The sequence below is a fragment of the Streptomyces sp. NPDC051219 genome, from assembly GCF_040682335.1.
Classification (GTDB): Bacteria; Actinomycetota; Actinomycetes; order Streptomycetales; family Streptomycetaceae; genus Streptomyces.
Map to the genome: position 1 here is coordinate 194,671 of NZ_JBFBAS010000002.1, position 20,406 is coordinate 215,076.

General features: G+C 70.8%; 18 protein-coding genes and 1 pseudogene. 9 read left to right on the forward strand and 10 right to left on the reverse strand.

The features are described 5' to 3' along the window. Positions 1 to 86 precede the first annotated feature (86 nt). The 3 genes from AB0M62_RS03630 to AB0M62_RS03640 all read right to left on the reverse strand — a co-directional run bounded on the left by AB0M62_RS03630 (position 87) and on the right by AB0M62_RS03640 (position 2,874). A complete protein-coding gene (locus AB0M62_RS03630; protein WP_366072443.1) occupies positions 87 to 1,190 on the reverse strand; it encodes an LLM class flavin-dependent oxidoreductase in 1,104 nt (367 codons plus the stop codon). A gap of 85 nt (positions 1,191 to 1,275) precedes the next feature. Next, a complete protein-coding gene (locus AB0M62_RS03635; protein WP_366072444.1) occupies positions 1,276 to 1,734 on the reverse strand; it encodes a DoxX family protein in 459 nt (152 codons plus the stop codon). A gap of 141 nt (positions 1,735 to 1,875) precedes the next feature. Continuing rightward, positions 1,876 to 2,874 carry a helix-turn-helix domain-containing protein gene (locus AB0M62_RS03640; RefSeq protein ID WP_366072445.1) on the reverse strand — a complete coding sequence of 333 codons (999 nt, stop codon included), beginning with the start codon at positions 2,872 to 2,874 and terminating at the stop codon, positions 1,876 to 1,878. A gap of 274 nt (positions 2,875 to 3,148) precedes the next feature. On the opposite strand from AB0M62_RS03640, the pseudogene AB0M62_RS03645 reads away from it, so the two are divergent. The 4 genes and pseudogenes from AB0M62_RS03645 to AB0M62_RS03660 form a co-directional block, all read left to right on the forward strand. Next, positions 3,149 to 3,460: pseudogene (locus AB0M62_RS03645) on the forward strand (DJ-1/PfpI family protein); the annotation flags it as partial. Positions 3,461 to 3,610: 150 nt separating this feature from the next. Next, the gene (locus tag AB0M62_RS03650; RefSeq protein ID WP_366072446.1) at positions 3,611 to 4,057 is read left to right on the forward strand and encodes a hypothetical protein; all 447 of its coding nucleotides are present in this window, start codon (positions 3,611 to 3,613) and stop codon (positions 4,055 to 4,057) included. Positions 4,058 to 4,129: 72 nt separating this feature from the next. Beyond that, complete coding sequence (locus tag AB0M62_RS03655; protein WP_366072447.1) at positions 4,130 to 4,297, forward strand: hypothetical protein; 168 nt, start codon at positions 4,130 to 4,132, stop codon at positions 4,295 to 4,297. A 71-nt stretch (positions 4,298 to 4,368) separates the two neighbouring features. After that, positions 4,369 to 4,647 carry a DUF6343 family protein gene (locus tag AB0M62_RS03660; RefSeq protein ID WP_366072448.1) on the forward strand — a complete coding sequence of 93 codons (279 nt, stop codon included), beginning with the start codon at positions 4,369 to 4,371 and terminating at the stop codon, positions 4,645 to 4,647. A 75-nt stretch (positions 4,648 to 4,722) separates the two neighbouring features. On the opposite strand, the gene AB0M62_RS03665 is transcribed toward AB0M62_RS03660, so the two are convergent. From AB0M62_RS03665 to rpsA, 4 genes are all read right to left on the reverse strand, one after another. After that, positions 4,723 to 5,085: a tetratricopeptide repeat protein gene (locus AB0M62_RS03665; RefSeq protein WP_366072449.1), complete on the reverse strand. Its 363-nt coding sequence runs from the start codon at positions 5,083 to 5,085 to the stop codon at positions 4,723 to 4,725. A 66-nt stretch (positions 5,086 to 5,151) separates the two neighbouring features. Next, a complete protein-coding gene (gene coaE / locus AB0M62_RS03670) occupies positions 5,152 to 5,760 on the reverse strand; it encodes a dephospho-CoA kinase (RefSeq protein WP_366072450.1) in 609 nt (202 codons plus the stop codon). A gap of 20 nt (positions 5,761 to 5,780) precedes the next feature. Next, entirely contained in the window at positions 5,781 to 6,719 is a 939-nt protein-coding gene (locus AB0M62_RS03675) for a PAC2 family protein (protein ID WP_366072451.1), read from the reverse strand. A 316-nt stretch (positions 6,720 to 7,035) separates the two neighbouring features. After that, positions 7,036 to 8,544 (reverse strand): 30S ribosomal protein S1, encoded by a 1,509-nt coding sequence (gene rpsA / locus AB0M62_RS03680; RefSeq protein WP_366072452.1) that lies wholly within the window; start codon positions 8,542 to 8,544, stop codon positions 7,036 to 7,038. Between the two features lie 349 nt (positions 8,545 to 8,893). Here rpsA and AB0M62_RS03685 point away from each other — a divergent pair, with 349 nt between their 5' ends. Beyond that, on the forward strand, positions 8,894 to 9,712 hold the full coding sequence (locus tag AB0M62_RS03685; protein WP_366072681.1) for a class I SAM-dependent methyltransferase: 819 nt from the start codon (positions 8,894 to 8,896) through the stop codon (positions 9,710 to 9,712). A 71-nt stretch (positions 9,713 to 9,783) separates the two neighbouring features. Continuing rightward, positions 9,784 to 12,381, forward strand: a complete 2,598-nt coding sequence (hrpB, locus tag AB0M62_RS03690) for an ATP-dependent helicase HrpB (protein WP_366072453.1) — start codon at positions 9,784 to 9,786, stop codon at positions 12,379 to 12,381. Here the strand turns inward: hrpB and AB0M62_RS03695 are convergent. Then, complete coding sequence (locus AB0M62_RS03695) at positions 12,371 to 13,372, reverse strand: DUF3068 domain-containing protein (RefSeq protein WP_366072454.1); 1,002 nt, start codon at positions 13,370 to 13,372, stop codon at positions 12,371 to 12,373. The two genes, hrpB and AB0M62_RS03695, sit on opposite strands and share 11 nt — an antisense overlap. Positions 13,373 to 13,385: 13 nt before the next feature. Continuing rightward, positions 13,386 to 13,526, reverse strand: coding sequence for an SPW_0924 family protein (locus tag AB0M62_RS03700; RefSeq protein ID WP_366072455.1), 141 nt, complete (start codon positions 13,524 to 13,526; stop codon positions 13,386 to 13,388). A 152-nt stretch (positions 13,527 to 13,678) separates the two neighbouring features. On the opposite strand from AB0M62_RS03700, the gene AB0M62_RS03705 reads away from it, so the two are divergent. Further along, positions 13,679 to 14,554: a DUF4184 family protein gene (locus tag AB0M62_RS03705; protein ID WP_366072456.1), complete on the forward strand. Its 876-nt coding sequence runs from the start codon at positions 13,679 to 13,681 to the stop codon at positions 14,552 to 14,554. Positions 14,555 to 14,635: 81 nt separating this feature from the next. Here AB0M62_RS03705 and polA read toward each other — a convergent pair whose 3' ends face one another. Further along, complete coding sequence (gene polA, locus AB0M62_RS03710) at positions 14,636 to 17,344, reverse strand: DNA polymerase I (protein WP_366072457.1); 2,709 nt, start codon at positions 17,342 to 17,344, stop codon at positions 14,636 to 14,638. A gap of 123 nt (positions 17,345 to 17,467) precedes the next feature. Between polA and AB0M62_RS03715 the strand changes: the two genes are divergently transcribed. Together AB0M62_RS03715 and AB0M62_RS03720 are read left to right on the forward strand one after the other, a co-directional pair. Further along, positions 17,468 to 19,771: an FdhF/YdeP family oxidoreductase gene (locus AB0M62_RS03715; RefSeq protein ID WP_366072458.1), complete on the forward strand. Its 2,304-nt coding sequence runs from the start codon at positions 17,468 to 17,470 to the stop codon at positions 19,769 to 19,771. An 89-nt stretch (positions 19,772 to 19,860) separates the two neighbouring features. Next, a complete protein-coding gene (locus tag AB0M62_RS03720; RefSeq protein WP_366072459.1) occupies positions 19,861 to 20,334 on the forward strand; it encodes a hotdog fold thioesterase in 474 nt (157 codons plus the stop codon). Positions 20,335 to 20,406: the final 72 nt, after the last annotated feature.

Here is a 20,406-nt window from a genome sequence, read left to right on the forward strand (position 1 = left end):
TTCGGTCTTCGGTCTTCGGTCTTCGGTCTTCGGTCTTCGGTCTTCGGTCTTCGGTCTTCGGTGTACGGTCTGTCTCCCGTCCCCGGTCAGACCGCCGGAAGGGTCTCCGCGTCGGCCTCGGCCGCCGCCTCGACGCGCGCCGCGTGCGTCGGCCCGTCCGGCACCTCGGCGGGCCGGCCCTTGGCGAACTCCTCGCGCAGCACAGGCACGACTTCTTCGCCCAGCAGGTCGAGCTGCTCCAGCACCGTCTTGAGCGGCAGGCCGGCGTGGTCCATCAGGAACAGCTGGCGCTGGTAGTCGCCGAAGGACTCGCGGAACGTCAGCGTCCGCTCGATGACCTCCTGCGGGCTGCCGACCGTCAGTGGCGTCTCGCGGGTGAAGTCCTCCAGGGACGGCCCGTGCCCGTACACAGGAGCGTTGTCGAAGTACGGGCGGAACTCCCGTACCGCGTCCTGCGAGTTCTTCCGCATGAAGACCTGGCCGCCGAGGCCCACGATCGCCTGCTCGGGGGTGCCGTGACCGTAGTGCGCGTACCGCTCCCGGTAGATGCCGATCAGGCGCTGGAAGTGGTCCTTGGGCCAGAAGATGTTGTTGGCGAAGAAACCGTCGCCGTAGTAGGCGGCCTGCTCGGCGATCTCCGGGCTGCGGATCGAGCCGTGCCAGACGAACGGCGGTACGCCGTCCAGCGGCCGCGGAGTCGAGGTGAAGGACTGCAACGGCGTGCGAAACCTGCCCTCCCAGTCGACCACGTCCTCGCGCCACAGCCGGTGCACGAGCGCGTAGTTCTCAATCGCGAGCGGGATCCCCTGGCGGATGTCCTGGCCGAACCAGGGGTAGACGGGGCCGGTGTTGCCACGTCCCATCATCAGATCCACCCGGCCCTCGGCCAGGTGCTGCAGCATCGCGAAGTCCTCGGCGATCTTCACCGGGTCGTTCGTTGTGATCAGAGTCGTGGACGTCGAGAGGATCAGCCGTTCCGTCTGCGCCGCTATGTAACCGAGCATGGTCGTCGGGGAGGACGGGACGAACGGCGGGTTGTGGTGCTCGCCGGTCGCGAACACATCGAGACCGACCTCCTCGGCCTTGCGCGCGATGGCGACCATGGCCTTGATCCGCTCGTGCTCGCTAGGCGTCCGGCCGGTGGTGGGATCGGTGGTCACATCTCCGACGGTGAAAATCCCGAATTGCATGGCAAGCCCCATCAATGTTGTTGATTGTTCAACTACATCGTGGAACCGACTGCCTCTCGCGTCTATTCCCGCAGGCCGCGCCCTGCTACGCCCGTCGGCGCAGCAGGGCGACCAGCTCGGCGTTGTGCCGACGGCGCGTCCACGCGACCAGCGCGAGCGGCACGATCAGGATCAGCGGCGTGATCGCGTACTGACCGTCGAACACGGTCACCTGGGTGACGAAGGCGCCGATCATGAGGCCGATGAACGCCAACGCCGCCACCCCCGAAAGCAGGGGAATCAGCAGCGCGACGGCCCCGGCGAGCTCCAGTCCTCCGATGAGGTGCATGTACCAGTCGCCGAAGCCGATCCTGTCGAAGGACTCGACTGCCGAGGAGTGGCCGACGAGCTTGGGGAAGGCGCTGGCGATCCCGAAGAACAGGGCGAGTACGGCCTGAAGGGCGCGCAGCGCGATCCGCACACGGCGGCCCGGGCGGTGGGCGGCGGGAGTGACGGCCGCGGGGCCTGCGGAAGCGGTCACGGTGGGGGTTGCTGCGTCGGACATGTCGGTCTCCTCGAAAAACCTTGCGGCGGGGCGTGTCTTCACCGGGACAGACCGGACGGCCGCGCGAAACTCATCGCTCGCCCGCCTTGTGTCCGACCGCCGAATACCTGCACGCGCGCCGAGCCGGCCGGCGGCCCGGCTTCAGGCACTTCCTTCCGCAACGCGAGCTGCCGGTACCGGTCCGGCCGCGGCCGGACCCTGGAAGGCCCTGCGGTAAGCGTGCGGGCTGGTGCCGGTGAGGCGCCTGAAGCGGTCGCGGAATGCGGTGGGCGAACCGAAGCCCACCCGGTCCGCGATCCGGTCCACCGGTTGAGTGGTGGTCTCCAGCAGATACTGGGCCTGGCGGATCCGGGCACGGTGCAACCACTGCAGAGGCGTGGTTCCGGTCTGTTCGCGGAAGCGCCGGTTCAAGGTGCGGGTGCTCATCCCGGCATGGCCGGCGATGTCGTCGAGCGTGAGCTCCCGCCGGGCGTTCTCCTCCATCCACCGCAGCAGCGGCTCCATGACCGAGCCGCGGGGAGCAGGAGGCTGCTGGTGGACGATGAACTGGGCCTGCCCGCCATCGCGTTCGAGGGGCATCACCGAAAGCCGCGCCGCATCGGCGGCGACCGCGGACCCGTGGTCGCTCCGGATCACGTGCAGGCACAGGTCGAGGCCGGCAGCGGCACCGGCCGAGGTCAGGAACTGCCCGTTGTCGACATAAAGCACCTCCGGGTCCACCTCGACCGCGGGGTGGCGCTCTGCGAGCAGGGCGGCGGCCACCCAGTGGGTGGTGGCGCGCATCCCGTCCAGCAGCCCGGTGGCGGCGAGGGTGAAGGCACCCGAGCAGATCGAGGCGATGCGGGTGCCGCTGGAGGCGGCCCGGAGCACGGCGTCGAGCACCTCGCGGGGGACGGGCGCGGTGGGGTTCTCCAGGCCCGGCAGGATGATCGTGTCCGCATCGGCAAGTTCGTCCAGGCCCCACGGCGCCCGGAGGACGAAGGCACCCGCGTCGACGTCCGCTCCGGCGGTCGGGGCACAGACACGGACCCGGTAGGGGGAGCGGCCGTCGGGCAGCCGGGTGCGCCCGAACACCTCGATGGGGGTGGACAGGTCGAAGGCGATGACCCCGTCGAGGGCGAGAACGGCGACCGTATGCATGGCGGCAATTATGCGCCGTACGGATTCCCGCCCACCCTCGGTGACAGGCTCGGGGATACCAGGAGACCGGCACAGACGCCTGGCGAGAACCCGTTGCAAGGTGGCAATCTCGCCACTGTTCCGCCTCCCGGTGGCCCGATTAGCGTCGGCGACGGCTCCCCGCCCGGGGCAGCCTCCCCCAGCCCCGGAAGGCACGCTGCCCATGCACGCCCAGATCGTCCTGTTCGACGGATTCGACCCCTTGGATGTCATCGCGCGCGACCGGGACGGTACGACCGTGGCCACGGTGTGCGGCGGCTCGATGCTGCTGGCGATGGCCGGACTCATCGCAGGCCGCCACGCGACGACCCACCACCTGGGGCTGGACGTGCTGCGTTCCACCGGAGTGCACGCGGTGGACGCCCGGGTGGTCGACGACGGCGACCTGGTGACCGGCGCGGGGGTCACCTCGGGCCTGGATCTCGGCCTGCACCTGCTGGAACGGGAGCTCGGGCCGCGCGTCGCTCACGCGGTGGAGCGGCTTTTCGCGTACGAACGCCGGGGCACGGTCTGGCGGAACGGCGGCCTCGTCCCTGTGTCCCTCTGACCCCCGTGCAGGGGGCCGTCCGAATTCAGGCCCGACCCGGTCTCCCGGCCTTGTCGAAGAGACGCCCCCGGCCGCGCACTGCCCCACCCGCACTCCCCCACCACATCCCGGCCCTCCGGCCCCCATCCCGGACGAACAGGCACCCGTTCCATGACCAAATTCCTTCTCTCCGTACACGTCCTGGCCGCGATCATCGCCATAGGGCCGGTGACCGTGGCGGCCAGCATGTTCCCCGCCGCCACCCGCAGAGCGGCGGACGCCCCCAGCGACGCCCATGCCCGGGCCGTCCTGGCCACCCTGCACCGCATCTGCCGGGTCTACGCCACCGTCGGCGTCGTCGTACCCGTCTTCGGGCTCGCGACCGCCATCGGCCTCGGGGTGCTGGGCGACATCTGGCTGATCGTCTCGATCGGCCTCACGGCGCTCGCGGCCGCCCTGCTCATCCTGTTCGTCCTGCCCGGCCAGAACGCGCTGGTCGCCGCCCCCGACGGCGCGTCGGCGGCCCGGCTGGCCATGTACACGGGAATGTTCAACCTTCTGTGGGCGACGGTCACCGTCCTGATGATCGTCCGTCCCGGTTCCACCACGGGGGCGTAACGGTGAACGACGTGAAAGGGCCGCAGGAACCAAATCGGGAGCCTTGCCGCCCTGTTGGCCAATCTGGCCACCGTGCACTGGCCGGCCGTCTCCTCCCTGACCGGGCCGGTCCAAGGCTGTGCCTACCTGTTCGTCGTCATCGCCGCGCACCGGGCGCCGGGCGCCACAGCGGCGACCAGGGCTCTCGCACTCGTCCCGGGTGTCGGCGGCCTGCTCGCGCTGCGCCGCCGTACCGCCTGATCGCGGTCGCGACCTCCATGGGCGGGATCCCGGCCCGGTCACGGGGTACACCTCTGGGAGAGGCGATCATCATGCGTACTGGCAGTGAACCCACCACCGCACGCAGTCCGCTGCGGATGCGGTTCTGGTTGAGTCTGTGGGGCCTGATCTGGGCCGCGGGCGGCACCGCCGCATTCGCCCTGGCCGGCCGGACCGGCTGGGCGATCGCCTGCGGCCTGCTCCTGATCGTGGTCGCGGTCGACCTGGTGCTGGTGCTGCGGCACATACGCCAGGGTCCGCACTGGCAACCGGGGCCGGACGTCCCGCCCTACGAACCCGACCACGGCGGCCGCGGCGGCCGGGGCGGCTGAGGCACGGCGGTGTGCGTGCGCCCTCGCGGGCTTACGCACACCCGGCCTTCCGGCCTTACGGCGTCGAGGAAGGCTTTACGCGTCGAACTTCGCGGCCTCGAGATACTCCGGGTTGGGGTCGAGCGCCGCCGCCAGCCGGAAGTGCCGCCTGGCCTGTTCGGGGCGTCCCGAGCGCTGGAAGGTGCGGGCCAGCGCGAAGTGCGCGAACGCGTTGTCCGGCTCGCGCTCCAGGACCAACTCGAACTCGAGCTCGGCAGGCCGCAGTTGCGCCGCCGCGAAAAAGGCGCGGGCACGGAGCAGGCGGGCAGCCGTGTTCTCCGGATGCGCTGCGATGACCGAATCCAGCAGCTTGACCGCGCCCCGCGGATCACGGGCGGCAAGCAGATGCTCCGCCGCACGGTAGTCGATGACGTGAGTTTCCGGGTTGCTCTCGGGCACGGTCCACTTCCTTCCCTCGCTGGGGGCTCTCAACGCCTGCACTCAGCGTCGTATTCCGCCTACCTCTCAGTAGCCCACCCTGTTCGCGCGCTCGGAGAGCTCCGCCCACACCTTGCGGACCTGGGGTTCCAGGGCCTGCAGCGGGCCGTCGTTGTCGATGACCAGGTCAGCGACCGCCAGCCGCTGCTCCCGGCTCGCCTGCGCCGCCATCCGCGCCCGGGCCTCGGACTCGGCCATCCCCCGCAGCCGGGTCAGCCGGTCCAGTTGGGTCTGCGGGAAGGCGTCGACGACCACCACCACGTCGTACAGCGGCGCGAGGCCGTTCTCGGCGAGCAGCGGTACATCGTGGACGACGACGCAATCCTGGCCGGCGGCGCCTTCGAGCTCGGCCGAGCGGGCCCCGACGAGGGGGTGCACGATCGCGTTCAGCGTCCGCAGCTTCTCCTGGTCCGCGAAGACGATCGACCCGAGCTTCGGGCGGTCCAGGGTGCCGTCGGCGGTCAGGACCGACTCCCCGAACGCCTGGACGACGGCCGCGAGCCCGGGTGTCCCGGGCTCGACGACCTCTCGCGCGATCCTGTCCGCGTCGATCAGCACCGCGCCGTACGAGACGAGCAGGCGAGAGACCTCGCTCTTACCCGCACCGATTCCACCTGTCAGGCCAACTTTCAGCATGGCTGAAGCCTAGGGGGTGCCTAGGCCTCCCCCTCCCGCTCAGCGAGAAAGCGTTCGAAGTCGCGGCCGATCTCGTCCGCGGAGGGGATCTCGGCCGGCTCGGCGATCATGTTGCCCCGGGTCTCCGCCCCCGCTACCGCGTCGTACTGGTGCTCCAGCCCCTGCACCAGCGCGACCAGCTCCTCGTCGCCCTCGCCGATCTGGCGGTCGATCTCGGTCTGGGTACGGTGCGCCTCGGTGCGCAGCGCGTGGGCGACGGCCGGCAGCACCAGCCCCGTGGCCGCCGTGATCGCCTCCAGGACGGTGAGCGCCGCGTCGGGGTAGGAGGAGCGGGCCACGTAGTGCGGAACGTGCGCGGCCACGCCGAGGACGCCGTGACCCGCCTCCGTGAGCCTGAACTCGACCAGCGACTCCGCGCTGCCCGGCACCTGCGCCTCGTCGAAGGGGCTGCGGTGCCCCGGCATGAGGTCGGTGCGGTTGCCGTGCGGGGTGATGCCGACCGGGCGGGTGTGCGGGACGCCCATTGGGATGCCGTGGAAGTTCACCGAGAGCCGGACGCCGAGGCGCTCGACAATCTGCCGCACGGCGACCGCGAAGCGCTCCCACTCCACGTCCGGCTCCGGGCCGGACAGCAGCAGGAACGGGGCTCCGGTGGCGTCCTGCACCACTCGGACCTCCAGGCGGGGCTGTTCGTACGAGGTCCAGCGGTCGCGCTGGAAGGTGAGCAGCGGGCGGCGCGCGCGGTAGTCCACGAGCCGGTCCGCGTCGAAACGGGCCACAACCTGGTGGGGCAGTGTGTCGAGCAGTCGCTCGACGATCTGGTCGCCCGCCTCACCCGCGTCGATGTAGCCGTCGAAGTGGTAGAGCATGACCAAGCCGGCCGATTCCTGGGCGAGCGCCATGTCGACGACTGCCAGCCCCTTCGGCTCCCATTCGTACAAATCCTGTGGATCAAGCACGATTGCCGCTCCTCCTCGTGTTCACCGGGGAGAACGCCGGACCAGGCGTCGGCATTCCCCGGCGGAGCCGGTGAACAGCGGCCGTGAGCAGCACCCATGGCGCGATCCGGGGCGAACAGGAGGGTCGGAACGCCCAGTTCGGGGCGGCCTTCCGCCCCGGGCCAGGCGCCCTGGCATGAGCGTGTGCGGTCATGGCCGGGTGCACGCGGGCGGGGCCGCCCCGCACGGTCAGGGCCGGTGAAGGCGGTGAGGCCCGCCCCCCCGAAGGGGACGGGCCTCACCGTTTCAGCCAGTCAGCCGCGCCGGAGCGCTGCGATCAGCTCTGGCCGCCGGCCAGCTTCTCGCGGAGCGCGGCCAGGGCCTCGTCCGACGCCAGGGCGCCGGAGTTGTCGTCCGACTCCGAGGAGTACGAACCGCCCGAGATGCCCGCACCGGCGTTGCCACCGGCGGCCGGGGCGGCAGCGCCCTCGGCAGCGGCGGCCTCGTCGGCCTCGCGGGACTTGATGACCTGCGCCTGGTGCTGCTCGAAGCGGACCTGCGCCTCGGCGTACTGGCGCTCCCACTCCTCGCGCTGCTTCTCGAAGCCCTCGAGCCAGTCGTTGGTCTCGGGGTCGAAGCCCTCGGGGTAGATGTAGTTGCCCTGGTCGTCGTACGACGCGGCCATGCCGTACAAGGTCGGGTCGAACTCGACCGACGCCGGGTCGGCACCGAAGGACTCGTTGGCCTGCTTCAGCGAAAGGCTGATGCGACGACGCTCGAGGTCGATGTCGATGACCTTGACGAAGATCTCGTCGTTGACCTGGACGACCTGCTCCGGGATCTCCACGTGGCGCTCGGCCAGCTCGGAGATGTGGACCAGGCCCTCGATGCCCTCGTCGACGCGGACGAACGCACCGAACGGAACGAGCTTGGTGACCTTACCCGGGACGACCTGACCGATCTGGTGGGTCCGGGCGAACTGCTGCCACGGGTCTTCCTGGGTCGCCTTGAGCGACAGGGAGACGCGCTCGCGGTCCATGTCGACGTCGAGAACCTCGACGGTGACTTCCTGGCCGACCTCGACAACCTCGGAGGGGTGGTCGATGTGCTTCCAGGAAAGCTCGGAGACGTGGACGAGACCGTCGACGCCACCGAGGTCCACGAACGCACCGAAGTTGACGATCGAGGAAACGACGCCGGAGCGGACCTGACCCTTCTGCAGGGTCGTGAGGAAGGTCTGACGGACCTCGCTCTGGGTCTGCTCGAGCCAGGCACGGCGGGACAGGACCACGTTGTTGCGGTTCTTGTCCAGCTCGATGATCTTGGCCTCGAGCTCCTTGCCCACGTAGGGCTGGAGGTCGCGGACGCGGCGCATCTCGACAAGGGAGGCCGGCAGGAAGCCACGGAGGCCGATGTCGAGGATGAGACCACCCTTGACAACCTCGATGACGGTACCGGTGACGATGCCGTCTTCTTCCTTGATCTTCTCAATCGTGCCCCAGGCACGCTCGTACTGAGCGCGCTTCTTGGACAGGATGAGACGGCCTTCCTTGTCCTCCTTCTGGAGAACAAGGGCCTCGATCTCGTCGCCGACCTTGACAACGTCGTTCGGGTCGACGTCGTGCTTGATCGAGAGCTCACGGCTCGGGATCACGCCCTCGGTCTTGTAACCGATGTCGAGCAGGACCTCGTCCCGGTCGACCTTCACGATGACGCCGTCGACGATGTCGCCGTCGTTGAAGTACTTGATCGTCTCGTCGATCGCGGCGAGGAAGGCTTCCTCGTTACCGATGTCGTTGACCGCTACCTGCGGAGTGGTGGCGGTGGTCTCGGTGCTGCTCGTCATGTGGGAAAGGGCTCCGGTTACGGACAGAAAGTCGTAGGTACTGCTACGCCGGGAGCCCTTATCGCCGCTGCAGAAGCCGGACAGCTTTGGAGACGCACGTGCGCCTCGAGAACCGAGGGGACATACAACAGAGGCGAGCGCAGCCTGCTAGGTCTGAGGAGCGCAGGCTCGCAACGCAACTTGTAGCATACGGGAGCAGCCGGACACGGTCAATGCGCGAAGGCGCCCACCGGGGGCGGATCACCCCATGTCCGGCACAAACAAATGTTCCGCGAGGCCACAGGGGCCGCACGGCGCTCTACGCCTACAGGTTCGAGCGATGCGTACGCAGACTAATCTGACGGGCACGATGAACCAAGAGGAAGACACCACTTACGAGCCCGAAGCGACGCGGCGTGACGCCGGGGACGCGGAAAGCAGCCGGGCGAGCCGCGGGTGGTGGGACCGCAACGCCGACGAGTACCAGAGCGACCACGGAGCGTTCCTCGGGGACGACCGCTTCGTATGGGGGCCGGAGGGTCTCGACGAGGCGGATGCCGGCCTGCTGGGCCCGTCCGGCTCACTGAAGGGGCGCGACGTCCTGGAAATCGGCGCCGGCGCCGCGCAGTGCTCGCGCTGGCTGGCCGCGCAGGGCGCCCGCCCGGTGGCGCTGGACCTCTCCCACCGGCAGCTCCAGCACGCGCTGCGGATCGGCGGCGGGGATGTACCCCTGGTACAGGCGGACGCCGGCCTGCTGCCGTTCCGCGACGGTTCCTTCGACCTGGCGTGCTCCGCCTACGGTGCGGTGCCCTTCGTGGCGGATCCGGTCAACGTGATGCGTGAGGTACGGCGGGTCCTGCGACCCGGCGGGCGCTGGGTCTTCTCCGTCACGCACCCGATCCGCTGGGCCTTCCCCGACGAGCCGGGCCCCGAGGGCCTCACCGTCGCCGCCTCCTACTTCGACCGCACTCCGTACGTGGAGCAGGACGAGCAGGGACGCGCGGTGTACGTGGAGCACCACCGCACCCTGGGCGACCGGGTGCGCGACGTGGTGTCGGGCGGTTTCCGCCTGGTGGACCTGGTCGAACCGGAGTGGCCCGCCTGGAACACCCGGGAATGGGGCGGCTGGTCGCCGCTGCGCGGCAATCTGATCCCGGGGACGGCGGTCTTCGTCTGCGAGCGCGACTAGCAGCCGGAACCAGCGCGTGGCTTCGGATCCTTGATCCCTTTCGCCCGCCGCCCGGCTGCGAGGATGAGCGGATGAGCATCCGCACCGACGCCCTGGACGGGCTGCCCGTCCGCCACGCCCTCCCCGCGCTGCTGGACGCGCTCGACGGGCACGGCAGCGCGGTGCTGTGCGCGCCGCCCGGCACGGGGAAGACCACACTCGTTCCGCTGGTGCTGGCCGGGCTGGTGGGTGACGGCCGTCCCGTGCGCAGAGTGGTCGTGGCCGAGCCCCGGCGGATCGCGGCCCGGGCAGCGGCGCGGCGGATGGCGTGGCTGCTGGGTGAGGACGTCGGGGGGCGTGTCGGTTTCACCGTGCGCGGTGAGCGCATGGTCGGGCGCGGGACCGTGGTGGAGGTAGTCACCACGGGCGTACTGCTGCAGCGGCTCCAGCGCGACCCGGAGCTCGCGGGTGTCGACGCGGTGGTGCTCGACGAGTGCCACGAGCGGCACCTCGACGCCGACACGGTCGCCGCCTTTCTGCTCGACATACGGGCCGCACTGCGGCCTGAGCTGCGGCTGGTCGCCGCGTCGGCGACCACGGACGCGGCGGGCTGGGCCCGGCTGCTCGGGGACGCGCCGGTGGTGACGGCCGAGGGCGTGTCGCATCCGGTGGAGGTGGTGTGGGCGCCGCCGGCAAGGCCGGTCCGGCCGCCGCACGGCATGCGGGTGGACCCGGCCCAGCTGACCCATGTCGCGTCCGTGGTGCGCCGGGCGCTGGCCGAGCGGGAGGGGGACGTGCTCTGTTTCCTGCCCGGCGTGGGCGAGATCTCCCGGGTGGCCGCGCAGCTCGCCGGCGCGGGGGCGGGGCTTGAGGTGCTGCAGGTGCACGGCCGGGCCCCGGCGACGGTGCAGGACGCGGTGCTGGCGGGGTCGTCCGGCCCCCGCCGGGTGGTACTGGCGACGTCGGTGGCCGAGTCGAGCCTGACCGTGCCGGGCGTGCGGGTCGTCGTCGACTCCGGGCTGGCGCGCGAGCCGCGGATGGACCACGCGCGGGGGCTCGGCGCGCTGACGACCGTACGGGCGTCGCAGGCCGCCTCCCGCCAGCGGGCGGGCCGGGCGGGGCGCGAGGCACCAGGGGCGGTGTACCGGTGCTGGCCGGAGGCCGAGGACGTGCGGCTGCCCCGTTTCCCGTCTCCGGAGATCAGGATCGCCGACCTGGCCGCGTTCGCCCTGCAGGCGGCTTGCTGGGGTGATCCGGACGCGTCGGGTCTCGCGCTCCTGGATGCGCCGCCTGCCGGGGCCATGGCCTCGGCGCGGACGGTGCTCGCGGCGGTCGGCGCGGTGGACGCGGCAGGACGGGCGACCGGGCGGGGCGTACGGATGGCCAGGATCGGCCTGCACCCCCGGCTGGCCCGTGCGCTGCTGGACGGCGCCGAGCAGCTCGGCGCGCGCCGCGCGGCGGAGGTCGTGGCGCTGCTGAGCGAGGAAACACCGCGCGAGTACGGGGACGACCTGGCGGCGGCCTGGCGTTCCGCCCGCCGGGGCGGGGACGCGTACGCGTCCCGCTGGCGCGCGGAAACCCGCCGCCTCACCTCGGCGGCCGGAGGCCCCGGCGCCGGCACCACGCAAGGGACCGACACCACGCAGGGCACCGGCCAAGCGAATGCCGTGGCCACGGGCGGCGGGTCCGCGCAGTCGGCGCCCGGCGGGGAGGTCGCCGATGATGCCGCCGCCGGGCTCGTCGCCGCACTCGCGTTCCCCGAGCGGATCGCCCGGGCGCGCGGCGCGGGGGCTTATCTCATGGTGTCCGGGACCGGGGCCGAGCTCGGTGACGGGTCTCGGCTGCGCAGTGCCTCCTGGCTCGCCGTGGCGGTGGCGGACCGTCCGGTCACGGCCGCCTCGGCGCGTATCCGGCTCGCCGCCGTCGTCGACGAGGCCACCGCCCGCTCGGCCGCCGGGCACCTTCTCGCGTCCGGCGAGGAGGTCCGGTGGGACGACGGCGATGTGGTCGCGAGGCGCGTGGAACGGCTCGGCGCCGTGGAACTGGCGGTGCGGCCCCTGAAGGACGCCGAGCCCGCTCTCGTCCGTGAGGCCCTGCTCGACGGGCTGCGCCGCGAGGGCCTCGGGTTGCTGCGGTGGTCGCGGGACGCGGAGGCGCTGCGGCAGCGCCTCGCGTTCGTACACCGGGTGGTGGGCGGGGCGTGGCCGGACATGACGGACGCCGCCCTGCTGGATCGCGCCGGAGAGTGGCTGGAGCCGGAGCTGTCCCGGGCCCGGCGCCGGGACGCTCTGGCTCGGATCGACGCGGGCCAGGCGCTCGGCCGGCTGCTGCCCTGGGCGTCGGGCGAGGCCGCCCGCCTGGACGAGCTGGCGCCGGAACGGATCGAGGTGCCCAGTGGTTCGCGGGTCAGGGTCGATTACGGCGGGGAGCAGCCGGTGCTCGCGGTGAAGCTGCAGGAGCTGTTCGGGCTCGGCGAGACGCCACGGGTCGCCGGCGTGCCGGTGCTGGTGCATCTGTTGTCGCCGGCCGGGCGGCCGGCCGCGGTGACGGCCGACCTGGCGTCGTTCTGGCGGGACGGCTACCGCTCCGTACGCGCCGAACTGCGCGGTCGCTACCCCAGGCATCCGTGGCCGGAGGACCCGGCGACGGCCGAGCCGACCCGGCACACGAACGCGAGGCTCAGGCGCTGACCGGCTGCGGGGCGGGGTCCGGCTGCCCGGTGGGTTCGCCGGGACGGCGTGAGCGGGCCTCCAGGTAGAGGGAGAGCGTCAGGAGTCCGCCGCCGAGGAGCAGGAAGGCGGCGGGGAGGTACGTGCGCATCGCCATCAGCTTCGTACGGTTGGACTTCACCAGGGCGACCGTGTGGTCCAGGTAGTCGTCGCGCATCTTCACATGGCCGGCGAAGGCGGTCGCCTTCTCCATGCCCAGCAGTGTGGACGCGTTGCGCAGCTCCTCCCGGTGGATCTCCTCGCCTCTGACGGGCGCGCCGGTGAGCGGCTCGACCCAGAACATGCGCTTGGTGGTGTACCAGCGCGTCATGCCGGTCTTCTCGACAGTTTCCGGCGTGATGCCCTTGATCGGCATCTTCTTCGGCATCCTGACCTTGGTCCACGGGATGATCTGCTCGAAGGAGTAGACCTCCAGGCCGCGGAAGTTCTGCGTCCCCCTGTAGTGGATGGGGGCCGTGATGCGCGCCTGCGCGTCGAAGTACCGGTAGTCGCGCTTCTCGGTGAGGAAGGGCCACTTGAACTCGATGCCCTCGCGCTTGACCATGTCGCCGTCGACCATCTCGCCGGTGGCGTGCACCGGGTCCTGGGTGCGGGCGTCGAAGATGTACCGCTCGGGGATCTGGGAGACCATCTTGCCGTCCGGTCCCTCCACGTAGGAGAGGGAGTCCCAGACCACGACGTCCCGCCCGGCGCTCCGCTCGATCTTGCGGGACTCCTCCACGTTGCCCTTGAGCGTCTGCACGATGGTGACCCTGGGGACCTGCTTGACCTTGATCCCGGTGGGGTCGTTGTAGTCGAGGAGTGTCGCGGGCTTCGCCTCCAGCACCATCTCCTGGTACTGGCTCGCCGGGATCTCCACGACCCGCGCGAACATGTACCAGCGCAGGAGTGGTGCCATGGCGGTGAAGAACACGGCGAAGGCAAGCAGGACGAGGCTCGCTCTGCGGCGCATGACCGGCCCTCCTCTACTGTCCGGGTGCGTCGGGGACGGTGGTGAGCAGGGGCTTCGGCGAGGTCGTCCCCTCGGGCACGCCGATGGCCGTGATGCCGAGGACGAGGACGAGGGCGGCGGCCAGTCCGACGGCGGCGGCGACGAGAGCACGCATGACGGGCCTCCCGAAGATCTGATATGGCGTCAGGGATGGGGCACCGTAGCAATGCGGGGACGAGATGAGAACACGTCGCACGCGCGCGAAACCGCATACTGGGCCCCGTTGATGTGCATCGAGTCGATCCGCATCGGTCCCAGGGGGGAACCTTGCCGTTCACGCTCAGCCACGCCGCGGCGGTACTGCCGGGCATCAGGAGAGACGGCACTGCACGTGGCCCGCTCGTCGCGTCGGCTCTCGTCGCCGGTTCCTTCTCACCCGACATGACCTACTTCGCCGACACGGCGATCCCCGGCGCGATGCTGTTCGGCGAGGTGACGCACTCGCTGCCCGGCATCCTCACCGTGGACGTCCTGATCACGGCCGGGCTGGTCGCGCTCTGGCTGCTGCTGCGTGAGCCGCTGCTTGCTGTGGTGCCGTACGCCTGGCGCGGCCGCGCGTACGCGTTCGTGCGCGGGCAGGACTGGCGCGGCCGCCCGCCCTTCGGGCTCGCCGTCCGGTTCTACGTCTCGGCGGTCGTCGGCGCCTGCACCCACGTGGTCTGGGACAGCTTCACGCATCTGGACCGCTGGGGCATGAAGGTCTTCCCGCTGCTGGGCGAGATCGTGGCGGGCTTCCCGATGTACCTGTACTTCCAGTACGGCGGCTCGGCGCTGGCGCTGGTGGCCCTCGGGTGGTTCACGGTTTCCGCGTTGCGGCGGCAGCCGGACACGAAGGCGCCCCCTTCCCTGCCCGTACTGGACCGGCGGGGGCGGTGGCTGGCCGGCGGGCTGGTGCTGCTGTGCGTGCCGGCCGGGATCGTGCACCGGTGCCTGCGCTGGTACGCGCACTTCGGGCAGATCAGCACGCCCCTCGACATCATCCCCACGGCCTGCTTCGGGGCGGGCGCGGGGCTTGCCGTGGGGCTGGTGCTGTTCGCCGTGGCGGTGCGGCTGCTGCACCGGCCGCGGCCGAATCCTCCTGCGCCTCCGGCTCCGCCCGCTCCTCCGGTGCCGCCGGTGCGCTCCGGTGCGGGATCGCGCTGACCCCGCACCGGAGCGAGCCCGGTCCAGTCCTGTACGAGCCGGCCCGGCCCGGAGCGAGCCCGGTCGGGTGCGGGCTCCGGCTCAGTGCGCGGCGGACTCCCAGTCGTCGCCGACGCCCACCGACACATCGAGCGGGGCGCGCAGGTCGACGGCCGCGGCCATCTCCCGGCGCAGGATCTCCTCGACGGCCGCGCGCTCGCCGGAGGCGATCTCCAGCACGATTTCGTCGTGAACCTGGAGCAGCATCCGCGACTTCAGCTTCGCCTCGGTCAGGGCGCGGTCGACGTTCAGCATGGCGACCTTGACGATGTCGGCCGCCGTGCCCTGGATCGGGGCGTTGAGCGCCATCCGCTCGGCCGTCTCGCGGCGCTGGCGGTTGTCGCTGTTGAGGTCGGGAAGGTAGCGGCGGCGGCCGAGCATCGTCTCGGTGTACCCGGTGGCCCTGGCCTCCTCGACGACGCGCCGCAGGTAGTCCCGCACCCCGCCGAAGCGCTCGAAGTACGTGTCCATCAGCCCGCGGGCCTCGGCCGGTTCGATGTTCAGCTGCTGGGACAGGCCGAACGCCGAGAGCCCGTACGCCAGCCCGTACGACATGGCCTTGATCTTGCGGCGCATCTCCGGGTCGACGGCGGACTTGTCGACGCCGAACACCTGGGAGGCCACGGTGGTGTGCAGGTCCTCGCCGGAGGTGAACGCCTCGATCAGGCCCTCGTCCTCGGAGAGGTGCGCCATGACGCGCAGCTCGATCTGGCTGTAGTCGGCGGTCATCAGTGACTCGAAGCCTTCGCCGACGACGAAGCCGCGGCGGATGGCCCGGCCCTCGTCCGTACGCACCGGAACGTTCTGCAGGTTGGGATCGGTGGAGGAGAGCCGTCCGGTCGCCGCCACCGTCTGGCTGAAGGACGTGTGAATCCGGCCGTCCGCCCCGATCGTCTTGATCAGTCCCTCGACGGTGGAACGCAGCCGGGCCTGCTCACGGTGGCGCAGCATGATCACCGGCAGCTCGTGGTCGGTCTGCGCGGCCAGCCAGGCCAGTGCGTCGGCGTCCGTGGTGTAGCCGGTCTTGGTCTTCTTCGTCTTGGGCAGGGCCAGCTCGCCGAAGAGGACTTCCTGCAGCTGCTTGGGCGAGCCGAGATTGAACTCGTGGCCCACAGCGGCGTGCGCCTCCTTCACCGCCTGCTGCACCGCGCCCGCGAACTGCTGCTCCATCGCCTCCAGGTGTGCGCGGTCGGCCGCGATGCCGTGCCGCTCCAGGCGGGCCAGCAGCAGGGAGGTGGGCAGCTCCACGTCGTGCAGCAGTCCGGTCGCGCCGACCTCGGTCAGCTTCTCGCCGAGCGCGTCGCCCAGGTCGAGGACCGCACGGGCCTGGCTCATCAGGGCATCGGCCTCGGCCTGTTCGTCGATGCCGAAGGCCAGCTGCCCGTCCCCGGCGGCCGGGGCCAGCTCACGGTGGAGGTACTCGACGGACAGGGCGTCCAGGGCGAAGGAGCGGCGCCCCGGCTTGACCAGGTAGGCGGCGAGCGCGGTGTCCATCGTGACGCCCTCGATGCGCCAGCCGTGCTCCGGGAAGACCCGCAACGCGCCCTTGGCGTTGTGCATGACCTTCGGCCTCGCCGGGTCGGCGATCCAGGCGGCGAACGCCTGCTCGTCCGCCTCGTCCAGCTGGGAGGTGTCGAACCAGGCAGCGGCGCCGTCGGCACCGGCCAGCGCGATCTCGCTGACACTGCCCGCGCCCAGCGCCCACGCGTCGACCGTGGCCACACCGAGCGGCTGCGCGCCGTGCTGCTCGAGCCAGGGAGCCAGCTCGCCGGAGCCCAGCACGGTGCCGTCCAGCTCGACGCCGGCCGCCGGAGCGGGCGCCTCCTCCTCGGCGGCCCCCGGGTCGACCGCGAGAAGCCGCTCACGCAGGCTGGGGTTGCGGATCTCCAGCACCTCCAGGACGCCCTTGACGGCAGCCCGGTCGTACGGAGCGCGCTCCAGATCCGCGGGGGTCTTCGTCAGCTGCACGTCACGGACCAGCTCGGTCAGGTGGCGGTTGAGCTTGACCGACTCCAAGTGGTCGCGAAGGGCCTGCCCGACCTTGCCCTTGACCTCCTCGGCCCGCTCCACCAGGTCCGCGAACGAACCGTACTGGTTGATCCACTTCGCGGCGGTCTTCTCACCGACACCAGGGATGCCCGGGAGGTTGTCCGACGGGTCGCCGCGCAGCGCGGCGAAGTCCGGGTACTGCTGCGGGGTGAGCCCGTACTTCTCCGCCACCTTCTCCGGGGTGAAACGGGTCAGCTCGGATACGCCCTTGGTCGGGTACAGCACGGTGGTGTGCTCGCTCACCAGCTGGAAGGAGTCCCGGTCGCCGGTGACGATCAGCACCTCAAAGCCGGCCGCCTCGGCCTGCGTGGCCAGAGTGGCGATGACGTCGTCCGCCTCGAAGCCGTCCACCGCGAACCGGTGGGCGTTCATGGCGTCCAGCAGCTCGCCGATCAGCTCGACCTGACCCTTGAACTCGTCCGGGGTCGTGGAACGGTTCGCCTTGTACTCGGGGAAGTCCTGCGAGCGCCACGTCTTGCGGGACACGTCGAAGGCCACCGCGAAGTGCGTGGGCGACTCGTCGCGCAGCGTGTTCGCCAGCATCGACGCGAAGCCGTAGATGGCATTCGTCGGCTGTCCGCTCGCGGTCGTGAAGTTCTCCGCGGGCAGCGCGAAGAACGCCCGGTACGCCAGGGAGTGCCCGTCCATGAGGAGCAGGCGGGGACGGTTGTCTGCGGTCTTCTTCGATGCTGTCTCTGCCACGCCCCCGATCCTAGGCCGCACCACCGACAATCCTGTCCCGGCGGCCGGCAGCAGCACACCGACAGTGGTGCGTGAAAGGATCGGAGGTGTACACCAGAACCATCCCGCTCAAAGGGGAGCGCCATGGCTGCCAAGCCGCCCGCAGGGGACCCGGTCCAGGACGCGCCGCAGGTCGCAGCGCCGCAGCATGCCGCCGCGGGCCTGCCCGCCATCGGGCACACCCTGCGTATCGCCCAGCAGCAGATGGGGGTGCGACGCACCGCTCGGACCCTCCTCAAGGTCAACCAGAAAGACGGCTTCGACTGCCCGGGCTGCGCCTGGCCCGAGGGCGACAACCGCCACACGGCCGAGTTCTGCGAGAACGGCGCGAAGGCGGTCGCCGAGGAGGCGACGCTGCGCCGGGTCACGCCCGATTTCTTCGCCGCGCACCCGTTGGCCGACCTGGCGACCCGCAGCGGGTACTGGCTTGGCCAGCAGGGCCGGATCACCCAGCCGATGTACCTCCCCGCCGGCGCGGACCACTATGAAGCGGTCACCTGGGAGCGGGCGTTCGCGATCATCGCGGAGGAATTGGAGGCGCTCGGCTCCCCCGACGAGGCGGTCTTCTACACCTCGGGCCGCACCAGCAACGAGGCCGCGTTCCTGCTTCAGCTCTTCGCCCGTGAGTTCGGCACGAACAACCTCCCGGACTGCTCCAACATGTGCCACGAGTCCTCGGGCTCCGCGCTGAACGAGACCATCGGTATCGGCAAGGGCAGCGTGTCCCTGGAGGACCTGTACCAGGCCGACCTGATCATCGTCGCCGGGCAGAACCCGGGCACCAACCACCCGCGGATGCTCTCCGCCCTGGAGAAGGCCAAGGCTGCCGGAGCGAAGATCATCTCGGTGAATCCACTGCCCGAGGCGGGCATGGAGCGCTTCAAGAACCCCCAGACGCCGGTGGGCATGATCAAGGGCGCCGCCCTCAACGACCTCTTCCTGCAGATCCGCATCGGCGGCGACCAGGCCCTGTTCCGGCTGCTGAACAAGCTGATCCTCGAGGCCGACGGCGCGACCGACGAGTCCTTCATCCGTGAACACACCCACGGGTACGAGGACTTCGCTGCCACCGCCCGCACCGCCGACTGGGACGACACGCTCAAGGCCACCGGCCTGGACCGGGCGGAGATCGAAGCGGCCCTGCGGATGGTCCTCGCCTCGCAGCGCACAATCGTGTGCTGGGCCATGGGCCTGACCCAGCACAAGCACGCGGTGGCCACCATCCGCGAAGTCGTCAACTTCCTGCTGCTGCGAGGCAACATCGGCCGCCCGGGCGCCGGGGTGTGCCCGGTGCGCGGCCATTCCAACGTGCAGGGCGACCGCACCATGGGCATCTTCGAGCGGCCCGCGCCCGCCTTCCTGGACGCCCTGGAGAAGGAGTTCGGGATCTCCGCGCCCCGCCACCACGGGTTCGACGTCGTACGGTCGATCCGGGCGCTGCGCGACGGCGAGGCGAAGGTCTTCTTCGCCATGGGCGGCAACTTCGTCAGCGCCACCCCCGACACCGAGGTCACCGAGGCGGCGATGCGCCGCGCCTCGCTGACCGTCCATGTCTCGACCAAGCTGAACCGGTCGCACGCGGTCACCGGCAGCCGGGCGCTGATCCTTCCCACGCTGGGCCGCACCGACAAGGACGTCCAGGCAAGCGGAAAGCAGTTCGTGACGGTCGAGGACTCCATGGGCATGGTGCACGCCTCGCGCGGCAACCTCCCTCCGGCAAGCCCCCACCTCCTCTCCGAGCCGGCCATCGTCGCCCGTATGGCGCGGGCGGTACTCGGCGACGAATCGGCCACGCCATGGGAGGAGTTCGAGAAGGACTACGCGACGATCCGTGACCGGATCTCCCGTGTCGTCCCCGGCTTCGAGAACTTCAACGCGCGGGCGGCCCGCCCCGGCGGCTTCACCCTGCCGCACGCCCCCCGCGACGAACGGCGCTTCCCCACCGCCACCGGAAGGGCCAACTTCACCGCCGCGCCGGTGGAGTACCCGGAGCTGCCCGACGGCAGGCTGCTTCTGCAGACCCTGCGCTCGCACGACCAGTACAACACCACCATCTACGGCCTCGACGACCGCTACCGAGGCATCAAGGGCGGCCGCCGCGTCGTCCTGGTGAACCCCGACGACGCCCGCGCCCTGGGCGTGGCCGACGGCGCGTACACCGATCTGGTCAGCGAGTGGAAGGACGGCGTGGAGCGGCGTGCCACCGGCTTCCGGGTGGTCCACTACCCCACCGCACGTGGCTGCGCCGCCGCGTACTACCCGGAGACCAACGTCCTGGTGCCGCTGGACGCCACCGCGGACACCAGCAACACCCCGGTGAGCAAGTCCGTCGTCGTACGGCTCGAGCCGACGGGCGCGGATACGGGCGCGGGTACGGGTACGGAATGACCGCCCCCGGCTAAGCGTTTGCTCAGTCACCTGATAAGACGGGTGCACACAGTAACCGCATCACCCGCAGACGATCGGAGCCGGGCCCCATGGGCGAGCAGACCACCGTGAAATTCCCGCAGGAGATCATCGACGAGTACGCAGCCCTCGGCGTCGACCTGCCCGCCCTCTTCTCCGCGGGCAACCTCGGCAACCGCATGGGCGTACAGATCATCGAGGCGGCCCCGGAGCGCGTCATAGGCACCATGCCGGTCGAGGGCAACACCCAGCCGTACGGGCTGCTGCACGGCGGAGCCTCCGCCGTGCTCGCCGAGACCCTGGGGTCCATCGGCTCGATGCTGCACGGCGGCAGCTCGAAGGTCGCCGTCGGCGTCGACCTCAACTGCACGCACCACCGCGGTGTGCGATCGGGCCTGGTCACCGGAGTCGCGACCCCCGTACACCGCGGGCGCTCCACCGCGACGTACGAGATCGTGATCAGCGACGAGCAGGACAAGCGGGTCTGCACGGCCCGGCTGACCTGCCTGCTGCGGGATGTGAGCCCGGGCGGCACGACGGGCTGACCGGCACAGCGGTCCGGCGCCCCGCACGGGCACCGGACCGCAAATCCTTCCCGGCCTCTCCTGCGCAGCAGA

Bases quoted from the DNA above. Each gene is read 5' to 3' on its own strand.
- AB0M62_RS03695 (WP_366072454.1), bottom strand. From the start codon at position 13,372: ATGCGCCGCAGAGCGAGCCTCGTCCTGCTTGCCTTCGCCGTGTTCTTC.
- AB0M62_RS03630 (WP_366072443.1), bottom strand. From the start codon at position 1,190: ATGCAATTCGGGATTTTCACCGTCGGAGATGTGACCACCGATCCCACC.
- AB0M62_RS03635 (WP_366072444.1), bottom strand. From the start codon at position 1,734: ATGTCCGACGCAGCAACCCCCACCGTGACCGCTTCCGCAGGCCCCGCG.
- AB0M62_RS03640 (WP_366072445.1), bottom strand. From the start codon at position 2,874: ATGCATACGGTCGCCGTTCTCGCCCTCGACGGGGTCATCGCCTTCGAC.
- coaE (WP_366072450.1), bottom strand. From the start codon at position 5,760: ATGCTGAAAGTTGGCCTGACAGGTGGAATCGGTGCGGGTAAGAGCGAG.
- hrpB (WP_366072453.1), top strand. From the start codon at position 9,784: ATGAGCATCCGCACCGACGCCCTGGACGGGCTGCCCGTCCGCCACGCC.
- rpsA (WP_366072452.1), bottom strand. From the start codon at position 8,544: ATGACGAGCAGCACCGAGACCACCGCCACCACTCCGCAGGTAGCGGTC.
- AB0M62_RS03700 (WP_366072455.1), bottom strand. From the start codon at position 13,526: ATGCGTGCTCTCGTCGCCGCCGCCGTCGGACTGGCCGCCGCCCTCGTC.
- AB0M62_RS03685 (WP_366072681.1), top strand. From the start codon at position 8,894: ATGAACCAAGAGGAAGACACCACTTACGAGCCCGAAGCGACGCGGCGT.
- AB0M62_RS03720 (WP_366072459.1), top strand. From the start codon at position 19,861: ATGGGCGAGCAGACCACCGTGAAATTCCCGCAGGAGATCATCGACGAG.
- AB0M62_RS03715 (WP_366072458.1), top strand. From the start codon at position 17,468: ATGGCTGCCAAGCCGCCCGCAGGGGACCCGGTCCAGGACGCGCCGCAG.
- AB0M62_RS03660 (WP_366072448.1), top strand. From the start codon at position 4,369: ATGCGTACTGGCAGTGAACCCACCACCGCACGCAGTCCGCTGCGGATG.
- AB0M62_RS03650 (WP_366072446.1), top strand. From the start codon at position 3,611: ATGACCAAATTCCTTCTCTCCGTACACGTCCTGGCCGCGATCATCGCC.